At 57.4% G+C, this 18,541-nt stretch carries 16 protein-coding genes; 13 read left to right on the top strand and 3 right to left on the bottom strand.

The genetic code is table 11. The annotated features are described in order from the left end of the window. Nucleotides 1-267 precede the first annotated feature (267 nt). The 3 genes from Mal15_RS04395 to Mal15_RS04385 all read right to left on the bottom strand — a co-directional run bounded on the left by Mal15_RS04395 (nt 268) and on the right by Mal15_RS04385 (nt 2,546). A complete protein-coding gene (locus Mal15_RS04395) occupies nt 268-927 on the bottom strand; it encodes a hypothetical protein (RefSeq protein WP_147866645.1) in 660 nt (219 codons plus the stop codon). A 5-nt stretch (nt 928-932) separates the two neighbouring features. Continuing rightward, nucleotides 933-1,526 carry a peroxiredoxin gene (locus Mal15_RS04390; protein WP_147866644.1) on the bottom strand — a complete coding sequence of 198 codons (594 nt, stop codon included), beginning with the start codon at nt 1,524-1,526 and terminating at the stop codon, nt 933-935. A 219-nt stretch (nt 1,527-1,745) separates the two neighbouring features. Further along, the gene (locus Mal15_RS04385; protein WP_147866643.1) at nt 1,746-2,546 is read right to left on the bottom strand and encodes an EF-hand domain-containing protein; all 801 of its coding nucleotides are present in this window, start codon (nt 2,544-2,546) and stop codon (nt 1,746-1,748) included. A gap of 261 nt (nt 2,547-2,807) precedes the next feature. On the opposite strand from Mal15_RS04385, the gene Mal15_RS04380 reads away from it, so the two are divergent. The 13 genes from Mal15_RS04380 to Mal15_RS35060 all read left to right on the top strand — a co-directional run bounded on the left by Mal15_RS04380 (nt 2,808) and on the right by Mal15_RS35060 (nt 18,516). Continuing rightward, nucleotides 2,808-3,035 (top strand): CPXCG motif-containing cysteine-rich protein, encoded by a 228-nt coding sequence (locus Mal15_RS04380; protein ID WP_233903276.1) that lies wholly within the window; start codon nt 2,808-2,810, stop codon nt 3,033-3,035. 35 nt (nt 3,036-3,070) lie between these two features. Continuing rightward, the gene (locus Mal15_RS04375; protein WP_147866641.1) at nt 3,071-4,402 is read left to right on the top strand and encodes a hypothetical protein; all 1,332 of its coding nucleotides are present in this window, start codon (nt 3,071-3,073) and stop codon (nt 4,400-4,402) included. Between the two features lie 263 nt (nt 4,403-4,665). Next, nucleotides 4,666-5,256 (top strand): RNA polymerase sigma factor, encoded by a 591-nt coding sequence (locus tag Mal15_RS04370; RefSeq protein ID WP_147866640.1) that lies wholly within the window; start codon nt 4,666-4,668, stop codon nt 5,254-5,256. Between the two features lie 201 nt (nt 5,257-5,457). After that, on the top strand, nt 5,458-6,975 hold the full coding sequence (locus tag Mal15_RS04365; protein ID WP_233903517.1) for a FecR domain-containing protein: 1,518 nt from the start codon (nt 5,458-5,460) through the stop codon (nt 6,973-6,975). A 39-nt stretch (nt 6,976-7,014) separates the two neighbouring features. Next, nucleotides 7,015-9,750: a DUF1592 domain-containing protein gene (locus Mal15_RS04360; RefSeq protein WP_147866639.1), complete on the top strand. Its 2,736-nt coding sequence runs from the start codon at nt 7,015-7,017 to the stop codon at nt 9,748-9,750. Nucleotide 9,751: 1 nt separating this feature from the next. Then, nucleotides 9,752-11,056, top strand: coding sequence for a DUF1552 domain-containing protein (locus Mal15_RS04355; protein WP_147866638.1), 1,305 nt, complete (start codon nt 9,752-9,754; stop codon nt 11,054-11,056). A gap of 250 nt (nt 11,057-11,306) precedes the next feature. Beyond that, entirely contained in the window at nt 11,307-12,572 is a 1,266-nt protein-coding gene (locus Mal15_RS04350) for a Gfo/Idh/MocA family protein (RefSeq protein WP_167546629.1), read from the top strand. A 68-nt stretch (nt 12,573-12,640) separates the two neighbouring features. Next, nucleotides 12,641-13,717 (top strand): sugar phosphate isomerase/epimerase family protein, encoded by a 1,077-nt coding sequence (locus Mal15_RS04345; protein ID WP_147866636.1) that lies wholly within the window; start codon nt 12,641-12,643, stop codon nt 13,715-13,717. Next, nucleotides 13,714-15,120 carry a Gfo/Idh/MocA family protein gene (locus tag Mal15_RS04340; protein ID WP_147866635.1) on the top strand — a complete coding sequence of 469 codons (1,407 nt, stop codon included), beginning with the start codon at nt 13,714-13,716 and terminating at the stop codon, nt 15,118-15,120. Before Mal15_RS04345 ends, Mal15_RS04340 begins: the two co-directional genes overlap by 4 nt. Before the next feature lie 182 nt (nt 15,121-15,302). Beyond that, nucleotides 15,303-16,439 (top strand): hypothetical protein, encoded by a 1,137-nt coding sequence (locus Mal15_RS04335; RefSeq protein WP_147866634.1) that lies wholly within the window; start codon nt 15,303-15,305, stop codon nt 16,437-16,439. Continuing rightward, entirely contained in the window at nt 16,436-16,849 is a 414-nt protein-coding gene (locus tag Mal15_RS04330; protein WP_147866633.1) for a hypothetical protein, read from the top strand. Before Mal15_RS04335 ends, Mal15_RS04330 begins: the two co-directional genes overlap by 4 nt. After that, entirely contained in the window at nt 16,846-18,060 is a 1,215-nt protein-coding gene (locus Mal15_RS04325; protein ID WP_147866632.1) for a mandelate racemase/muconate lactonizing enzyme family protein, read from the top strand. Before Mal15_RS04330 ends, Mal15_RS04325 begins: the two co-directional genes overlap by 4 nt. Before the next feature lie 213 nt (nt 18,061-18,273). Beyond that, nucleotides 18,274-18,516, top strand: a complete 243-nt coding sequence (locus Mal15_RS35060) for a serine hydrolase (protein ID WP_147866631.1) — start codon at nt 18,274-18,276, stop codon at nt 18,514-18,516. The last annotated feature ends 25 nt before the right edge of the window (nt 18,517-18,541 follow it).

Genomic DNA, 18,541 nt, shown 5'->3' with positions numbered 1-18,541 from the left:
AGCGGGCGATGCGTCCGTCAAAGACGGACTATCCGTTCAGCGATCAGCCCTTTAGTTTACGCAAACCACGCAACCGGAAACAGCAAAAGCGCGCCGTTGAGCAGCGGATTTCACCGGTCTGTTTGTCCGCCGGGACACCAAGTCATCCAGCCGCACCAATCTGCACTTCCCTCACATGCGGCCCAAAGATCCGGCGATGGGCCGAAGAGTGGCCCGTAACAAGAGGCCACGGGCGAACATGACAACCGATCGCCCCGACCGAGCGGCCTAGTTGAGCGGCAGCGGACTTTCCGCGAGGGCATCGATGGCCGCCCCGATCCACCGGGTTTCGACCGCCCCACTGCTGCGATCGACGATCAACCAAGGACGCGCCCGCCGAATCACACCCTTTTCAAGAAACTCGCCGAACAGCCGCAATCGCTGTTGGTCGGGCTGATCGATCGCCCCGGACGACGCGACGTCTTGAGGGCCCAAGATGATCGCCGCACCGAAATCGCCGTTGTCGGCGTGGTAGACACGGCTGCCCGACGGGGAGTGCCCTTCATCGCGAGCCCCACTGCGTGCGGGCAACACCAGGTCCAACGTGGGGTGGGAATCCAACAACGTGGTCTGGACCGACACCAACAACTCCAACGCGATGCGGAAACCGTCGGCACAACATCCCTCAAGCGGGACGGGGCGAACGACCAATCGAAACCCGAACTGGCTGTCGTCGGTCTGCGGGAATGACAGGTGCAACTGGTCGTCGCGAACAAATTGCTCGTCCAGCCGCGGCAACGCCTGGCCATCCGAAGCGACCAGGGCGATGCGTTCCTGGCCGACCGCGAGTGCCACGGCGTCGCGCTCGCCGCGGGCATCGATTCTCCAAATCGAATCGCCGATCTGCCATGCCGCGACGCCGATTCGATTTGGGGCCGTCAACCACATTCCGATCAGCCCGCGTATTCGGCGCCGAAGAATTCTTTGCTGTCATCGACGTTCGGCTTGATCGTCCGGGCGCCTTCCTGCCAGTTGGCCGGGCAGACTTCGCCGTTCTCCTCGAAGAACTGAAGCGCTTTGACCATTCGCAGGGCTTCGTCGACGCTTCGGCCCAGCGGCAGGTCGTTGACCACTTGGTGTCGCACCACGCCTTCCTTGTCGACCAGGAACAAACCACGCAGCGCCACGCCGCCGTCGAGCAGGACGTCATAATCCCGCGCGATCTGCTTGTTCAAATCGGCGACCAACGGGTATTCGGTCTTGCCGATCCCGCCCGCATTGCGGGGCGTGTTGGTCCAGGCCAAGTGGCTGAAATGGCTGTCCACCGAAACGCCAAGGATTTGCACGCCCAGTTTGGCGAACTCCGCCGCGCGATCGGAAAACGCGATGATCTCCGTCGGGCAGACGAAAGTGAAATCCAGCGGCCAGAAAAACAGCAACACGTACTTGCCCTTGTAATCGCTCAAAGAGATCTCTTTGAACTGGCCGTCGGGCATCACAGCCTGTGCTTTGAAGTCGGGTGCCTGTTGGGTAACCAAAACGCTCATGGGACCGGTTCAATCTTGCAGTCGAGGAAGTTTCTGGATGGACGGCGACTCCGATCGAATCACCGCTGCCGGCGGAACGTTGACGCCCCGCCGCTAACGCACACTATCGAGCAGGCACCAGTTTCGGACAAGCGGGCGACGAAAAAACGCCGCCCCCGAGTCAGATCCTTCGGTGTCACTTCCTTCGGTGTCACCTCCTCCCCAGCCGCAGCCTCCGGATCACTCCGCCGGTGGTCGCCGCGGCCGTTCTCCGCCGGGGGTGTCGCCGCCACGGTCGGCTCCCGGGCGTCCCCCTCCGCCGCCGCGACGCATGTTTTCCGCACGGGCCCGCATCGCCTTTTCAATTTCCTCTCGCGACAGTTTGCCATCCTCGTCACTGTCGGCGCGCTCCAGCATAGCCGCCATCCGCTCGGGCAGCTCGTCGCCGGACAACAGGCCGTCGCCGTCCTTGTCTTGGCTCATGATCCGGTCCAGCATGGCTTGAGGATCACCAAATCCGCCCCGCCCGCGACCGTCGCCAGGTCCGCGACCTTCACCGGGCCCGCGGCCTTCACGCGGGGCATCGCCGTCGCGGGGGCCGCGATCACCGAACCCGCGTCCACGGGCGGGCACCAATTCCCTCAAATCGAGCTTGCCGTCACTGTTTTTGTCCAACGTTTTCAGCGCCGCGCTGGCGCCGGCAATTTCCTCAGCCGAAATCACTCCGTCTTTGTCGGCATCCAACGCCGCCATCACCGGCAACCGCATCAGCATTTCTGGGCCACCGGGGCCGAACCCGCCCGGGCCGCCGAATCCGCCGCGCCCTTCACGCGGACCGGCCTGATCGCCAGGCCCTTCGGAATCGCCGCGGCGGCCGCGTGGTCCCCGCGGCCCACGATCGCCGTCGTCCGCCTCGGCCCGACCGCGTCGTCGCCCCTCCTCGCTGTCCTGGGCCGTGGTGTTGGAAGCAGAAATGGCGACGGCAAGCCCCGCGATGCCGCAAAGTGCCAACCGCAAGGCGGTCTTGGTTCGAATCTTCATTGGATGGTTTCCCGGCGTGATGAGCAAAAGTCTAGTGTCCGACGATCTTCGGGGCCCTCGCCGATCGCAATCCGGAAATCCCCGCCGGGCGGCCCCATCGGCGGGACGCAGTTGGCGGTAAAATCGAATCTGCGACGGACGCCCCAGACACGTCGTGCCTCGGTTTGTACCCGACACCGTTTGAACGCTTCACAACCGCCGTGGTTTCGCTCGAGTCGGATGATTTCGTACACCACCCCACTCCCACCACCGGGAAGAACGATGAGTGAATCAGACCATGACCCGACGCAAGAATGCTTTGACAACGATGGCAGCTACATTTGCGACAGCTGTGGCGAAGAGATCGTGATCCCGCTGGACCCGGCCGGTGGACATTCCCAAACTTATGTCGAAGATTGCCCGGTTTGCTGCAACCCGAGCGTGATTCACGTGGATTGGGACGGCGCCCAGGCACACGTCTGGGCCGAATCCGAACAAGACCGATTCTGACCCGACACCAAGACCTCCCCAAAGAGCCAGCTTTCATGAGACTTCCACCCTGGGCGATCGAAGCGATCCGAAACGGCGTTGCCGACGTGGCCCGAAAAGCGAGCGACACCGAAACGATCGCCCGAGTCAAGGCACAGGCCGCCGAACTGCTTCGCGACTTGCCGGAGAATGCGTCACGCAGCATCGACGCGCTCGTCAAGACCGCCAGCGAAACCGCACGCGGCGCGATCGACCAGGGCCGCGAGTCGATGCTGCGTTGGACCGAGCGTCAAACCGACTTGGCCGTGCCTTGCATCAACGCCGGCGGCGTCCTGTTGGCGCGTTCCGGGACGGGGGTTCCGGTTTCGGATCCCGTTCTGCAACTCGGCGCCGACGTCCTCCGCGGTGACTGTGTCGACCACGATCTGAATCAACAACTCAGTCGATCGCTGGCTCGGTTGCTGGACCTGGACGGCCACGCCATCGCGGTGGCCACCAGCCTGGACGCCGCCATCGCATCGCTGACGGTGCTTGCACAGCAGCGAGAATTCGTGATGCACCGCAGCCAGGCGATCCGGCTGCCTTCGGGCACTCCGCTTCCCGATGCGTTGGCAGGCCTGACACTGCGCGAATGCGGCGGAGTCCAAGCGATCGAGCCACGCGACTTTGACGGCATCGACCACGCCTGCGTGATCTTGGCCGATGACGGCATGCATCCGATCGGGCCCATTGACTTCAAAGGCCGTGACGTGATCTCGATCGCGGTCCTGCCCGTCGGCACGATCCGCCAAGCCCACGATTCGATCCCCAGCGCCCAAGTGCTGCTTCAATCGGGAATTGACCTGGTCCTGCTGCCCGGCGGTCCGCTGACCGGTGGAACCGCGGCAGGGATCCTGGCGGGAAAGAAAACACTCATCGATTCCATCCAGCAAGACGCGCGCTGGAACACGCACAAGGCGGCCGCCGGAATCGTCGCGATGACGCTCGCCGCGATGACGGACTCCAATCCCAGCCCGTTCTCGGTCCTGATCGACACCGGCGAAGAAAACTTGCGGAGCCGCGCCGAACGCATGGCGATTCGCTTGACCGCCGACGATTCGATCACCGGCTGCCAGATCACCGATCGACCGGCGCGGCTGATCGATGGCGGACGCTGGGAATTCCCCTCCCGGCAACTCAACCTCCGTCATAAAACCCTTTCGGCCCAGCAGTGGTGCGATCAACTGGCCAAACAAAACCCGGCCGTGATCACCGGGATCGACGGCGAGCACTTGGTGATCGATCTGCGCTGGCTGCCCGCCAGCGCCGATTCCGCCACGGCCGCCGCACTGGGGTCCGGTGAATCGTCCCCGTCGGATGACGCTCCTGTCGACGTTCCCCAAGTCTGATTGCATTCGGCACAGGCACAGACGCATCAACACCGGCAAAACACGCAGCGGTGTCCGCCGCCGACCACATGAGCGCAACCCGCTTGAAGACGGTGGCCTGCACGCCGGTGTGCCGAACCCCAGTCAGCCTCCGACCACGTAACGACCGCGAATCCGCTGTCGAAGTTGGCATTTGGCCCCAGGTTTCTCGGTAACATCCGTTCGGCAACTGCTATAGGTAGTGTTGACGAGTTTGTTTTCATTGGGGCGATTTACCAAAACTGATGAATCCTGAGGTTTCCGAAGAAATACACCGTTGCGTTCAGGCCGTCGTGGACGGAGACCGCTCCTCATTTCGCCGGGTCGTGGAGATTATGCTTCCGGTAATTCGCGCCTATGTGGCTGCGCGAAGCCTTCCGGGTGTAGACGTCGATGAAATCGTCCAACGCACTTTCGTTGAGGCATACAAGAGCATCGGCAAGTATCGAGCCGGTTCCGACTTACAAGCGTGGCTCGTCACGATTGCTCGCTTTCAGACGATGATGGAAGTGACGCGGTTGAGACGGCAGGCGGATTATCACTCTCGGTACATCCCGGTCGCACTCGCACGTCAGATGGAGAGCCAGCTTGCCTGCGACGCGACCGAAGACGAGCGATTGACCTTCCTGCGTGAATGTCTCGGCCAAATCAAAGAATCGTCCCGGGAGCTGATCCACCGGCGCTACGCCGAAGATCTTTCAATGGAAGACATTGCGGCGACCATGAAACGCACTGCTGGCGCTGTCCGCAAGGAGTTGTGTCTCGTCCGCAAGCGGCTCCACGAATGCATCGAGCACAAAACTTCTCTAACGCGCGAAGTCGGCGGGGAGCAGTGAATGATGTTTCCCGACCGAATCGAAGAACTGCTCAATGCAATCCTTGACGGCGAAGCATCGGAGCAAGACATCGCCGAATTACAGACGCTGATCTCCAAGGATGCGTCGGTGGCGCCAATGCTCGCTGACCGTATCGCCGAGCACCGGTTGTTGGGTTTGATTCACCAACCATTCGACAACGAATTGTGCGTCCGCACGGTGATGGAGTCGATCGCGGAAGCGGAAGCGTCAACGGCCGAATCAATTCTTAATCGGGCGTTTGACACTTCAAGCGTCGACGACCGCACGGTCTCAAAAAATGAAGCAGTCGTCGACACGCGGTTCAGAACGCTGATTGGATGGGTTGCCACCTCCGCCGTCGCCATTCTGGTGATAGCTGGTGTTTGGGGACTCGTCACGGATCGAGGCCGCGGGCGTATCGATCCGATGCCAATTGCCGATCGTGTGGCCGCAAAAACGATTGCTCCGATTGCGACCTTGCTGCTGGAAGAGAATTGCGTCTGGCCGGACGACCGGGACTTCGGCGAAGGTGATCGGCTCCAACCAGGATCGATTGAGCTTAAAAGCGGAGCGGCTGTCCTTCGTTTCGAGGGCGGCGCCGAATTGGTCATGGTCGGGCCTGCGCAAATCGATCTGAAATCGGCTGCACGGATCGTCGTTCATTACGGAGATGTCGTTGTCCGAGCAGATGACGGAGCGGAGGGGTTTGCGGTTGTGACACCGACCAGCGAGGTCATCGATCTCGGCACCGAGTTCGCCGTCAAGGTGAAACGCGATGGCAAAACCGAAGTGCATGTATTGGACGGTGAGGTCAGCTACCGCAAGATCGACGCTCCGGAAGAGTTGGTCAAGATCTTGCACGCCGGTGAGGGGATTTCTATCGACGAAAAGGGGCAGCCTGTTTCCGTTCCGATGAGTTCACCGAGATTTCGCGATTACGTGCGGCGGATCAATCCACGTTCCCGCGCTGACCTGCTGACGGCTTATGAGGGCTTCAACTATTCGCCAGGTGTTTTAGCGCTGGACCAAAGTGCGGTCGGAATCGGGTGGGCCGGTCCCTGGCGAAAACGATTGCCCTCTGAACGCACGTTGCCATCTGAAGATTCATCTCCCGGTCACTTTGAGATTGTTCACGGACAGATGAATGTGACCTGGCCCGTGCCGGGCGGGCGCATGGGCATGCTGAAAGTGCCGGCAGGTAATGTTTATTACGTACGCCCGCTCGAGCATTCGATCAACCTTGATCGCGATGGCGTAACCTACTTCAGCCTGATGGTCCGTGAGACAAGTCGGCCCGAAGGAAGAAAGCGTGCGAGTGAGCGTCTGCGACTCACTTTTCGTGAACTGGACGACTACTACACTCAATACCTGAGTTTCGGACATGGCACGGGCTATCAGCCGTATGTTCGCACCGGAGCGGACTTGCTGTTCGCGTCACCAATGGTGTTGCCGCCGGAACAAACAACGCTGTGGATTGGCAAGGTTGTATCGCGTGCCGATGGCGAAGATGAGATTTTCTTTCGGGTTTACGGTGAATCCGATGCATTAGGCTACGCCGAACCGGCAACCTGGCACGTGGCCTCACGAGGTATACGGCTCAGCTCGCATTTTGATTGCGTGCTGCTTAGTTCCGAAGGCATGACCGAGCGCCTGATCGACGAACTGCGTATTGGTCCGACATGGCGCAGCGTCGCTCCCATTACGGAGACCGTCGAATGAGTCGGTCGCGTTTCTCAACTTACCTTGCCGCGATTGCGAGTGCTGTTTTTGCGCCACTCGCTTTGCAGGCCGGCGAGATCGACTTCAATCGTGATGTCCGCCCGATCTTGGCCGACAGTTGTATTAGATACAAGAAAAAGTCCAATCAGAAGAAGTAAATCGATGCTGTGTTCCATCGTTTCCAGGCGAGAAGTTTCCCGAACGGGACTCGTGGCCTCGTCCACCACCATCGCTTTCGCCGTGCTCGTATCATTGGCCTCCGGTACTGCAAGAGCAGCCGAAAAGACGGCATCGGTATTTGTCAACCAATACTGCGTTGACTGTCACTCGGGTGAGGAAAGTGAGGCGGGACTTCGCATGGACACGCTCAAGCTGAAGCTCGGCGATCAGACAGCATTCGACGCGTGGGCGATGATTCATCACCGCGTCTCCAATGGAGAAATGCCACCTGAAGATGGAGCGCAGCCCGAGCTGGACGAAAGAGCGGAATGGTTAGCAGAACTCGGCAACGCTTTGGCTGATGCCGATCGAGATCGTCAGGAGCGGTTCGGCCGCAGTGAGCTTAGACGGCTCAGCCGCGTCGAGTTTGCCAACTCGTTGAAAGACATATTGGATTTGCCGTATTTGGAAGTGGAGGAGATGCTTCCGCCAGACAGCCTAGCCCATGGCTACTCAAAGAGCGCCATGGCGCTGGACTTTTCGCACGTTATGGTCACCCGCTACATGGAAGCGGCTGACGAAGCACTTTGGCAGGCGCTAGCGTCGCATGTCGAAAGCTATCCAAGCGAGATAATTCGAGCCGAATTGAAGAGCATCGACGGCGTATCCGATACGCTGCAGACACTGCGCGTGCAGCTCAAGCAGACGACCGCGATGCCATTGATCGGGATGCGACGCGATCCGACGCTGGAGGTCACCAAAGGCAATTTCGCAAAGCGAGATCCCGGAACGATTCGTGACCCCGAACCACACTTTGACGGTGTCGCTACCTTCATGAACAGCCGATCGAATCACAACATCGTGGTCAAGCCGTTCAAGGTCAAGCAGAGTGGGTACTACAAGATTCGCGTGCATGGCTGGGGGTTGCTAAATGACCATGGCGAACTTCAGCCGAGTGATCGCACGGAAGCTGTCGCGTTCTACAGCGCATCGGGGAGATTGTTGGGTCGCTGTGACCTGCCGCCGAATGAACCGACCACCAGCGAAATCACAGCGTGGCTGAATGCGGAGGAGCCGATCGAGTATTTGGCGATTTCCACTGACAACGAGCTCTTCAATTTCCCCGATCGGGGAAAGGCCAAGTACGAGACATTCAAGGCGCATGGCATAGGGCTGCAATGGTTTGAGATGGAAGGCCCGCTTGCCGGGCCAAGGTCGTCAAACGAGGGCGGTGCTGCGCAGTGGCCGCCGGAAAGTCATCGTCTTTTGCTAGGTGATTTGGAACTGGAGCCAACCGACTTGCAGCCAAACGGTTTGGCTTACCGAGTGGTAACGGAGGAACCGATTGCGGATGCCAGGCGTTTGCTCGGCCGTTTCGTGCGTCACGCGTATCGACGACCACAGAACGAGGGCGATTTGCGCATTCCAATGCAGATGGTGCGACGCCGACTACAGCGTGGCGAGCCGTTTGTCGATGCGCTAATGGCTGGCTATCGCGCGGTCCTAACCTCTCCCGATTTTCTGTTGCTCAGCGAGCATCCCGGTCGGCTCGACGCCTGGGCGCTGGCCAGTCGGCTTTCGTTCTTCCTCTGGAATTCGCCGCCGGATTGGGAATTGCGGCGGGCGGCGGCTAGCGGCGAGTTGTTGAGCGACGACGAATTGCAGCGTCAAACACAAAGGATGCTTCGTCACCCGAAGTCATCACGCTTCGTCGAGCACTTCCTGGACGACTGGCTTGATTTGAGAAACATCACGCTCACCGAGCCGGACAAGAATCTCTATCCCGAATACAACGCGTTGTTGACCGAATCGATGGTGGAGGAAACGCGGGCATTTTTTACCGAGATGATTGACGGTGATCTCGGAGCCAACCACGTGTTCAAATCAGATTTTTTGACAATCAATCAGCGAATGGCGCAACTATACGGAGTCGAAGGAGTTCAGGGGTTTCACACCCGCAAGGTGTCGCTCGAAGAAGGCAGCGTTCGCGGCGGATTGTTGACCCAAGGCAGCCTGCTGAAGTTGACCGCGAATGGGACCACGACCTCACCGGTCGTTAGGGGAACCTTCATCCTATCTCGTCTTCTGGGTGACCCGCCACCGCCGCCGCCCGCATCGGTACCGGCGATCGAACCGGACATCAGCGGAGCGACGACTATCCGCGAGCAACTCGCAAAACATCGGTCGATCGCGATGTGCGCATCGTGCCACCAAAAGATCGATCCCCCCGGATTTGCGTTGGAAAGCTTTGACGTGATGGGTGCCTGGCGAACAAGCTATCGTGCCTTGGCTGAAAAAGGCGACGGCATCGACCTGAAATCCAACGGAAAGCCAGTCAGTTACAAAATTGGCCAGCCGGTCGATTCCGCGGGACAACTGCCCGACGGGTCTTCGTTTGAAGACATCAATCAGTTTCGCGTTCTGCTGGAATCCCGAGAACCACAGATCGCCCGAAATCTGCTGGAACAGTTGATCGTCTATGCCACTGGAACGCCGGTCGGCTTTGCTGATCAGCGTGTTGTCGATGAGATGATGGAATCGTTGGCTAAGAAAAGATATGGGTTGCGAGCAATGATTTATCAGATCGTCCTAAGCGACCTCTTCAGGAGTAAGTAACATGTTTGAACGGTTCTATCTGTCGACGCGAAAGCATCTTTCACGGCGGCACTTTCTAAGAGGTGCCGGCGCGACGATGGCTTTGCCGCTGCTCGATGCCATGACTCCCGCGTTCGCGAGAGGAGACGAAGCTGCCCTCTGTCCGCGACGCATGATTGCGATCAACGTTGACCTGGGATTCATGCCTGAGGAGTTTTTTCCGAAGGAGTCCGGCAACGAATTCCGTCCTTCACCCTACCTGCGGCTACTAAACGAATTCCGTCGGGATTACACAGTATTTAGCGGGGTATCGCATCCGGAAGTCGATGGCGGACACCAAGCCGATGTGTCGTTCTTAACCGGAGCTCCACATCCGAGATCAGCGGGTTTCAAGAACACCATTTCGTTGGACCAGTTTGCTGCACAGCACATCGGTCATCTGACGAGATTTCCGACACTCAATCTTCGTGTCGGTCCGGGCGCAGGGTCGATGTCGTACACGGCGGACGGCGTGCGGATCCCGTCCGAGGAGCGACCATCCCGGGTCTACGAAAAGTTGTTCGTACAGGGATCACCCGATGAGGTTGCCGCTCAGATTCGTAAACTTCGCGAAGGCCGCAGTTTGATGGATTCGTTTGCCGAACAAATCTCGTCGCTCAGCCGCGACGTCGGTGGACCGGATCGTGCGAGGCTTGATCAGTACTTTTCGTCTCTGCGAGAGGTGGAAAAGCGACTGGCAATTGACGAACAGTGGCAGAACAAACCCAAACCGCCGTCGAAACAGAAACCACCCAAGGACAACCTTGCACCGGGCGAATTGGTCGAGCGAACACGAAATATGTACGACCTGGCCCGACTCGCACTCGAAACTGATTCGACCAGACTGGTTACCATCTTCGTCACGCAAGGATTTAATCCCAAGGTTGATCTTCCCGGTGTCGACTTGCCTCATCATGCGTTGACGCACCAGAGTCAAAAGCAGGACACGCGAGAGCAGCTTCGCATTATCGAGGAAGCGCAGATGAGAGAGCTGGCGAGATTGCTTGGCGGACTGCAAGCAGCAAGCGAAGGCGGTGAGACGCTTCTCGACCGCACGATGGTGATGCAAGGCAGTAACCTTGGCCATGCGGGCAAACATGACAACCACAACCTGCCGGTGCTATTAGCCGGCGGTGGCTTCAAGCACGGCCAGCATCTCGTCTACGACCGCGAGCGGAATACTCCACTTGCGAACCTTTACGTCAGCATGCTTCAGCGATTGGGGATCGAAGCAGACAAATTCTCATCGGGAAATGGTACCATCAGTGGTTTGGAACAAATGTCATGAAATCAACTCCGATGCCAGCTTGTCACTATCGATCGATCTACCACGCAGGCCGATTTAAGCAACTCAGCCAATTTGAAGGAAAGGTGTTTGAGAGGTTCATTGCGTGATGACAAGCACAACAATAAGGTCTTCGGATGACCGTCGAAAATTTATCAAGCAGGGTGTGGCAGCGAGTGTCGGGCTCTCAGTCGCTGGGCGTGAAGTATTGTCTCAGGAGCGAGTCGCCACTCATAATCGTTCATCGAAACCCGTGCGAGTCGGTTTTGTCGGCGTCGGCGTGAAAGGGTCGACTCATGTCGGCAATTTACTGCGGATGGAAGGCGTCGAGCTCCAAGCGGTCTGCGATATCGTCGAGCAACAATGCGTCGAAACGCAGGCTCAAGCTGAACGTTTGGGCAAGCCGAAGCCTGCGGCCTACTTTCGCGGCGATTGGGATTTTCGCCGGATGTGTGAGAGCGAAGAACTGGATCTGGTCTATACAGCGACGCCTTGGCGCTGGCACACGCCGGTGATGCTTGCCGCCATGAACAATGGCAGCCATGCGGCGACCGAAGTTCCCGCTGCGGTAACGCTGGAGGAATGCTGGGAACTTGTTGAGACCGCCGAAAAAACGGGAAAGCACTGTGTGATGATGGAGAACGTCAATTACCAGCGCATCGAGATGGCGATCTGGAGAATGGTTCGCGAAGGCGTATTCGGTGAAGTGGTTCACAACGAAGGGAGTTATCTGCACGATACACGGTGGTTGAAAGCGAATGATTTCGGCGACGGATTGTGGCTGGGAGAGCATCATGCCCGGCGAAACGGCTGTCTCTATCCGACGCACGGGATCGGCCCCTTGGCTTGGTACCTGAACCTGGGACGCGGTGACCGTATGGAATACCTGGTCTCAATGAGCTCGAACTCACGCGGTTGCGACCTCTACATGCAGGAACACCTTCCTGCCGAACACCCGAAACGCAAACGGAGCTACGCCAACGGCGACGTCAATACATGCTTGATCAGAACGGCCAGCGGTGTCTCGATCGAAGTCAAACACGACACGGACCTGCCCAGACCCTACAGCCGCGGCACGTTGGTCCAAGGCACGCGGGGGATCGTCCGTCGGTTTCCCGAATTCAAGATTTGTCTCGAAGGAGACTCGCATCATCACAAATGGGAAAGCGGCGACGCCTACTCCGAGCGATACGAACATCCTTTGTGGAAACAGGTCCGGGAAGAATCACTCGGATCCGTCGCTCGAGGCGGCCATGGTCCGATCACGAAGGATGCAGTCTGGGATTATGATCCTGCCGTTGAACTGCGTAACGGCGATTTCTTAGAGGATTATCGCTTGATCGAGGCGCTACGAACGGAGGTTGATCCAGACTTCAACGTGTATGACGCTGCGGCTTGGAGCGCTATTGCTCCGTTGAGCGAGCAATCCGTCGCGAATCGTAGCGTTGCGGTCGACTTTCCCGACTTTACCAAAGGCAAATGGAAGACCGCCCCGCCCCTACGAATACTGGGTGTTTAGTTTTTCGATCGTTGCATGCCTGCAAGTTGAAACGAGCGGATGAAAACAGCATGCGAAGTGGAACACCGATGAATTCACCTATTGACCGCCGAATGGCGATGGGCCGACTGAGTGCCGTCACAGCGTGCATCGCAATTCCATCATTACGGGGTTTGGCGGCTGAACCCGGCATTTGGACAGGGATGGGGCTGGTAATCTACGATTGCAATCTTTTACGCAAGTGGATGCGCCGGCAAAGGCCAATCTTTGACCTTTTCAAGCCAATGACGTTTCTCAACCACTGCTTTTCATTGGGTGCGGGCGGAATGCAAGCGAGCCTTGGCGTTCTGAAGCCCGGTGAAGTTGACGAACTCCGAAGCTTTGCCGACCGGCACGGGATGTTCATCGATGCCATCGTCAAACCGCCGAAGGACGAGCAGGATTTAGATCGGTTCGAGGCGGAGATCAAGACAGCTCGCGACGTTGGCGTTCAGGCCGCTCGAACGACGATTATTCCAGGGCGGCGATACGAACGCTTCAAAACGCTGGAGGAGTTTCGTGAGTTTGAAAAGCATGGCCAAAAGATGCTCGAACTAGCGACACCCGTCGTAGAACGGCATCGCGTCCGGCTCGCGGTAGAAAACCACAAAGACCAACGAATTGATGGGCGGGTTGCCTTGCTCAAATACCTCGACAGCGAATTCATTGGCGCTTGCGTCGATACGGGTAACAGTTTTGCACTGCTTGATGGAGCCTACGAGCCCATCGAGGCACTCGCTCCCTATGCATTCACGGTGCACCTGAAGGACCAGTCGCTTCGACAGGTTGAAGACGGGTTCCTGCTAGGAGACATCCCGCTTGGGCAGGGAAGCTTCGACTTGCATCGGATGGTCAGCACCATTCGAAAGGCAAAGCCAGAGATAAAGTTCACGCTTGAACTGATTACTCGTGATCCGCTGAAAGTTCCGTGCCTGACCGAAGAGTTTTTCGCCACGATGCCATTGGCGCGAGCGAGCGATCTTGCCCGTACCCTGCAGTTTGTTCGGCGGCACCAGAAAGGCAGTTTGCAAGAGGTTAGCAAATTGACTCTGAAGGAACAGGTCGAACTTGAGCAATCGAATGTAACGTCAAGCATTCAATACGCGAGCCGGGAACTAAAGCTATGAAACAACGGGCCATCTCGCGTCGCGAATTCGCAGGTGCCAGTGCGTCACTTTCTGCTTTGAGCTGGTCGTCGCTGATTCGAGCGGCAAGTCCGCTCAGCCGCCTCCGTGTCGGTGTCATCGGCACGGGTGTGCGGGGAAAGTATCTGATTGGCAATCTGCCTGAGAATGCTCGCGTGGTGGCCCTCTGTGATTGTGCAACTTCTCGAGTCGCGGGGACGCTGAGTCCGAAGCAGGAATTCGCTGAGGTTCTCGCCGGCTTTTGCCAGCGGGACTCCGGTGCCTGCAAGTCGTATCAGGACTACCGGCGAATGCTCGATCGAGAGCCGCTCGATGCGGTCATCATTGCTACTCCCGACCACCACCACGTGCAGGCCGCGATGTTGGCTTTGCATGCTGGCTTGGATGTGTACTTGGAAAAGCCGCTCTCGTTGACGATTCGGGAAGGCCGATTGCTGGCAGATTTGGTGAAGAGCACGGGGCGAGTTCTTCAGGTTGGTAGCCAGCAGCGCACCATGGAATTGAACCGATTCGCTTGCGAGTTCATTCGTGATGGCGGTCTTGGCAAGGTCAAGCGGGTCGACTGTCCAAATTATCCGGGGCCTATCGCGGAGTCAGGTTTCAACTCCGAACCGATTCCTGAGGAACTTCAGTGGGAACTCTTTTTGGGGCCAAGCTCATTTCGTCCACACAATCGCAAACTTTGGGTCAAGGATAAGTTCAAGGTCGACCAACGCTTGTGGCGAGGCTGGGATTTATTCCGCGATTACTCGGGACACTTGATGACCAATTGGGGCGCGCACAACGTTGATATGGTGCAATATGCGCTAGGAATGGATCATTGCGGGCCCGTCAACATTGCACCACTCGACGTAAGCGAAGCAGCGCTAGAACGGGACTGGCGCAAGAAATGGTACAATAAGACCCCGAGACCTGAGGGACGATTCAGCCAAGCGAGCCGTTTCCAGCCAGTCACGATGGAGTATGCCGATGGTACCACGCTGAATTTCCTGCCGGATGTTCCCACGGCCACTTTCTATGGCGAGCACGGATCCATGAAGATCAGTCGAAATAGATTTGTCACTGACCCACCCGATCTGATTCGAAACGCTCCCGATCCCGCGATTGCTGACAGATGGAAAGGAAGCGGCTTTGTGGCCCGACCTCACCTTCAGAACTGGATCGACTGCATGGAAACACGCAGGCCAACCAACGCACCGGCTGAAGTCGGTCACCGCAGCGTGACGGTGTGCCACCTCGCGAATCTCGTTCGAGAGGTGAATCGACCGTTGAAATGGAATCCGGTTGAAGAACGATTTGTCGACGACGAAGAAGCCAATGCGTTATTAAATCGGCCGCGACGAAAAGGATTTGAATTGCCCGTTCCGACCGGACAGGACGAATGAAGAGAGATTACAGCATGATTTTCCGTGTTCTTACTGCTGCTGTTGGCATTTTGCTCGCTTCGAGCGCGGTTTTCGCATCGGATACCGATGCCACAAATAAGACAACTTTTTCGGTCCAAGGTGATCAAATCCTCATCGACGGAGAGCCGTTTAAGATCATTGGGCTTCGATGTTCAAACGCTTTGATTTCGGACGAATCGACCGATGATCTGATCGAGCATTTCCCCGAGTATCGCGAACATGGAATCAATGCGGTAAGTGTGTTCTTCATGGGGTCACGCTTCGGTGACGTGAAAGGTTACCGTGCAGACGCCAGCTTGGACCCGGTTTACGCCGATCGGATGGCTCGCATCATCAAGGCTGCCGACAAGCAGAAGATGATCGTCGTTGTCGGATGTCTTTACTGGAGTACGTCAAAGTCGAAGGATGCCTTAAGCGATTGGGGACAGGAAGATGCAAACCGAGCGATTGCGAACACCACCCGTTGGCTAAGTGATCACGACTACCGCAATGTATTCGTCGACGTGGACAACGAAGGAATGGCGCACGACGCAAAGGGCTGGAGCATTGCCGAAATGATCGACGCAGGACATGCGGTCGATCCGTCGATCATGCTCGCGTACAACGACGGCGACCCTCCACCGGACAACGCGGATCTATACATCCACCACAGCCCCAAGGTGAAAGGAAAGCCCTGGCTCGACACCGAGGCGACGCCCGGCAAGTCGACTCTGGGGGGATACTGGGGTAATTTCAGCAAGCAGACTCACAAACGAACAGGCGGCAGCTACTACAATTATTCAAGGATCGGACGATATACCGAGGCGATGAAGGCAGAGCAGATCCGACGCACGGTCGATGAGATCGAGCGGTACAACGGCCACATGCTCGCATCGACATGGCTACAGTGTGCGTCGAACGAAAGCATCGGAGGTCCCTTCGCTGATCCAGGTGGTCACTCTCGAATCAAGGACGTCGACATCGACGTCGACCGTTTGCATTCCGATGCGGGAATCCGTTGGTGGTTGGACTTTGTCAAAGACAAATATGGTGCGTGGGATCCAGGAAAGCGGGGGACGGTCTCTGCGGTGAAGTCGATCGACCCTTCTATTCGGGACTGGACAGATGGCCGATTCCAGATGGTCGCCACCTTCGACTGGTTTCCAGAAGGCCCCAGCTATCGGTCGACAGACGGAAGCTATTTCTTTTCTGGAAGAAACGCGCTGACTCGGTTGGATACTAAAGGTCAACTATCGGGCAATCCGAGTCCTGGAGCAGTGCGGGGACGTGGCAGCCTTACGGAAATGAGATATCGATGAACAGTAACATTGCATCGCGACGAGAGATACCTGGTCTTGGGGCAGCCACACTGGCAATGCCCCTGCTCTCACAGCTTGCATGTGCAGACGGCTCCAATGATACACCGCAGATCGCGACAAATTCTTATCCATGGAGAACCTTCGCCAAACGTGAGGATCGTCCATACGCACGACACACCGTCGAACTACTGGATCAGATCGCCGCCACTGGCATTGCCCGATATGAACCGATCGTCGAAGCCCCTTCCGAACTCGACGGGCTTGGTGACCGGTTGGACGCCCGCGGACTTCAGATGCGGTCGATCTATGTCAACAGTGTTCTCCATGACGAAGCGCGGTCGCCGAACCGTCTTTCCGTCGTTGAGGCCCATCGCGTGAGCAATCTTAACGTGCGAAAGGCCAAGGCATGAGCACTCATTTCCGTGTTCCGGATCGTCGACAATTCCTGAAGACTGGACTTTTGGCATCGCTGACGACTTTGCCGCACGTTGCCGATGCAGTTGACATTCCCGGCCGCGAGCCGATGCTGAATCTAAAGCAAAGATTTCGGTCGCCCATCATCATTGCGTCGGTTGACCAATTGCGAGTTGGTGATTCGATTTGGTTTCGTGTTCGCAGCGATGACGGCTTGGAAGGCTACTGTCCCGGTAACGATCGCCTGGAAGTCACCGTCGAAATGGCGAAACAGCTTGTCGTTCCGTTTTTCGTCGGCAAAGATGCGCGGGACATCGAATCGTTGGTCGACGACGTCTATACCGAGCGAGACTCGCGCGGCAGTGTCTACAAATTCGCCGGGATGCCGTTTTGGAATGTTGTTGGGCACATCGAAGTCGCCCTCTTTGACATGTTGGCACGCCAAGCGAGGGTTCCCGTCAACACGTTACTCGGAAGGCCACTTCGAGCTCAGATCCCCGTTTACATTTCCCAATTTGGACGAGCGACGACAGCCCGGCAGGAAGTTGAAAACGCTGCGAGGGATCTGGAGAAGACCAGTGCTCTGGCGACAAAACTGAAAGTCGGCCGGCGAATGGCCAACTCCGAACAACAGATGCAACGGGATCGTCGGATGATTGAACTGGCTCGCAAGACCTTCGGCGATGATGTCACCATCTACGTTGACGCCAATAGCTCGTACACGGTTGCCGAGGCGATCCAGATGGGGCGATTCTTAGATGATTACGGCGTCGCGTTCTTCGAGGAACCGGTCCCGTGGCAGGACTACCGTGGAACCAGGAAAGTTGCTGAGGCTTTACGCGAATTGCAAATCGAAGTCGCCGGCGGCGAACAAGACAGCAGTCTCTGGCAATGGGACGACATGATTGATGGGCGAACGGTCGACGTCGTTCAACCCGACGTCTTTTACAACGGCGGATTCGTTCGCACGTTGCGGGTTGCGAAAATGGCCGAGGCTGTGGGGATTCCGGTAACGCCGCACAGTCCCAAAGTGCTTCCCCATGCGGCAGCCAACCTGCATCTATGCAGCGTACTGCCAAATCTCGGACCGTTTCAGGAGTACCGATCCTACGGCAAGGTCACCGACGGAAAGGTTACCGTTCCGACAGGAGTGGGGCTCGGAATCGAAATCGACACGCAGAACATTACAAATGCCAATCTGCTCTGATGCGGATGATTCGGGCAACTTTGATTTGCAGATAGAATCCCGAAGAGGAAATAGTCCGAAGTTCTGGCCGATTTCAAAAACAGTGCCCGGAGATGATTTGCTCGGTCTATCAGTCGTTTGCCTGGAATCGATGGCTCACTTGCATTGCGGCGGTGAAATGATCTCCTTGGGCCGATACGTTGGTACGGAGTCAAGGGATTGCCGGAAAAGCATATGAATCCCCAGATCGCCTACCGAACTCTTCGGTATCTTGAGCCTTCGGCTCCGGCACGAACACGGTACCAGTACTCTAACAGTGGCTACCTGGTGGACGGGCAGATCGTCGAAAAGTACGGCGGAACTTCGGACACCTTTGTTCAAGAGCGGATTCTCGATCCGCTTGAGATGAATCGTTCGACGTCGGTTCTTCCCGGGCGAAGTTCTCGCTCCCGCAGGTGGAATCAACTTCAGCGCTGACGAGATGCTCCAGCTCATTCGTCTC

The organism is Stieleria maiorica (assembly GCF_008035925.1).
Classification (GTDB): Bacteria; Planctomycetota; Planctomycetia; order Pirellulales; family Pirellulaceae; genus Stieleria; species Stieleria maiorica.
Note: the sequence above shows the minus strand (reverse complement) of the source record. Positions and strands in the feature narration are given on the sequence as shown.

What these genes read in the sequence shown, in the direction of transcription:
- Mal15_RS04395 (WP_147866645.1), bottom strand. Translation starts at nt 927, where the DNA reads ATGTGGTTGACGGCCCCAAATCGAATCGGCGTCGCGGCATGGCAGATC.
- Mal15_RS04390 (WP_147866644.1), bottom strand. Translation starts at nt 1,526, where the DNA reads ATGAGCGTTTTGGTTACCCAACAGGCACCCGACTTCAAAGCACAGGCT.
- Mal15_RS04385 (WP_147866643.1), bottom strand. Translation starts at nt 2,546, where the DNA reads ATGAAGATTCGAACCAAGACCGCCTTGCGGTTGGCACTTTGCGGCATC.
- Mal15_RS04380 (WP_233903276.1), top strand. Translation starts at nt 2,808, where the DNA reads ATGAGTGAATCAGACCATGACCCGACGCAAGAATGCTTTGACAACGAT.
- Mal15_RS04375 (WP_147866641.1), top strand. Translation starts at nt 3,071, where the DNA reads ATGAGACTTCCACCCTGGGCGATCGAAGCGATCCGAAACGGCGTTGCC.
- Mal15_RS04370 (WP_147866640.1), top strand. Translation starts at nt 4,666, where the DNA reads ATGAATCCTGAGGTTTCCGAAGAAATACACCGTTGCGTTCAGGCCGTC.
- Mal15_RS04365 (WP_233903517.1), top strand. Translation starts at nt 5,458, where the DNA reads ATGGAGTCGATCGCGGAAGCGGAAGCGTCAACGGCCGAATCAATTCTT.
- Mal15_RS04355 (WP_147866638.1), top strand. Translation starts at nt 9,752, where the DNA reads ATGTTTGAACGGTTCTATCTGTCGACGCGAAAGCATCTTTCACGGCGG.
- Mal15_RS04345 (WP_147866636.1), top strand. Translation starts at nt 12,641, where the DNA reads ATGAATTCACCTATTGACCGCCGAATGGCGATGGGCCGACTGAGTGCC.
- Mal15_RS04340 (WP_147866635.1), top strand. Translation starts at nt 13,714, where the DNA reads ATGAAACAACGGGCCATCTCGCGTCGCGAATTCGCAGGTGCCAGTGCG.
- Mal15_RS04330 (WP_147866633.1), top strand. Translation starts at nt 16,436, where the DNA reads ATGAACAGTAACATTGCATCGCGACGAGAGATACCTGGTCTTGGGGCA.
- Mal15_RS04325 (WP_147866632.1), top strand. Translation starts at nt 16,846, where the DNA reads ATGAGCACTCATTTCCGTGTTCCGGATCGTCGACAATTCCTGAAGACT.
- Mal15_RS35060 (WP_147866631.1), top strand. Translation starts at nt 18,274, where the DNA reads ATGAATCCCCAGATCGCCTACCGAACTCTTCGGTATCTTGAGCCTTCG.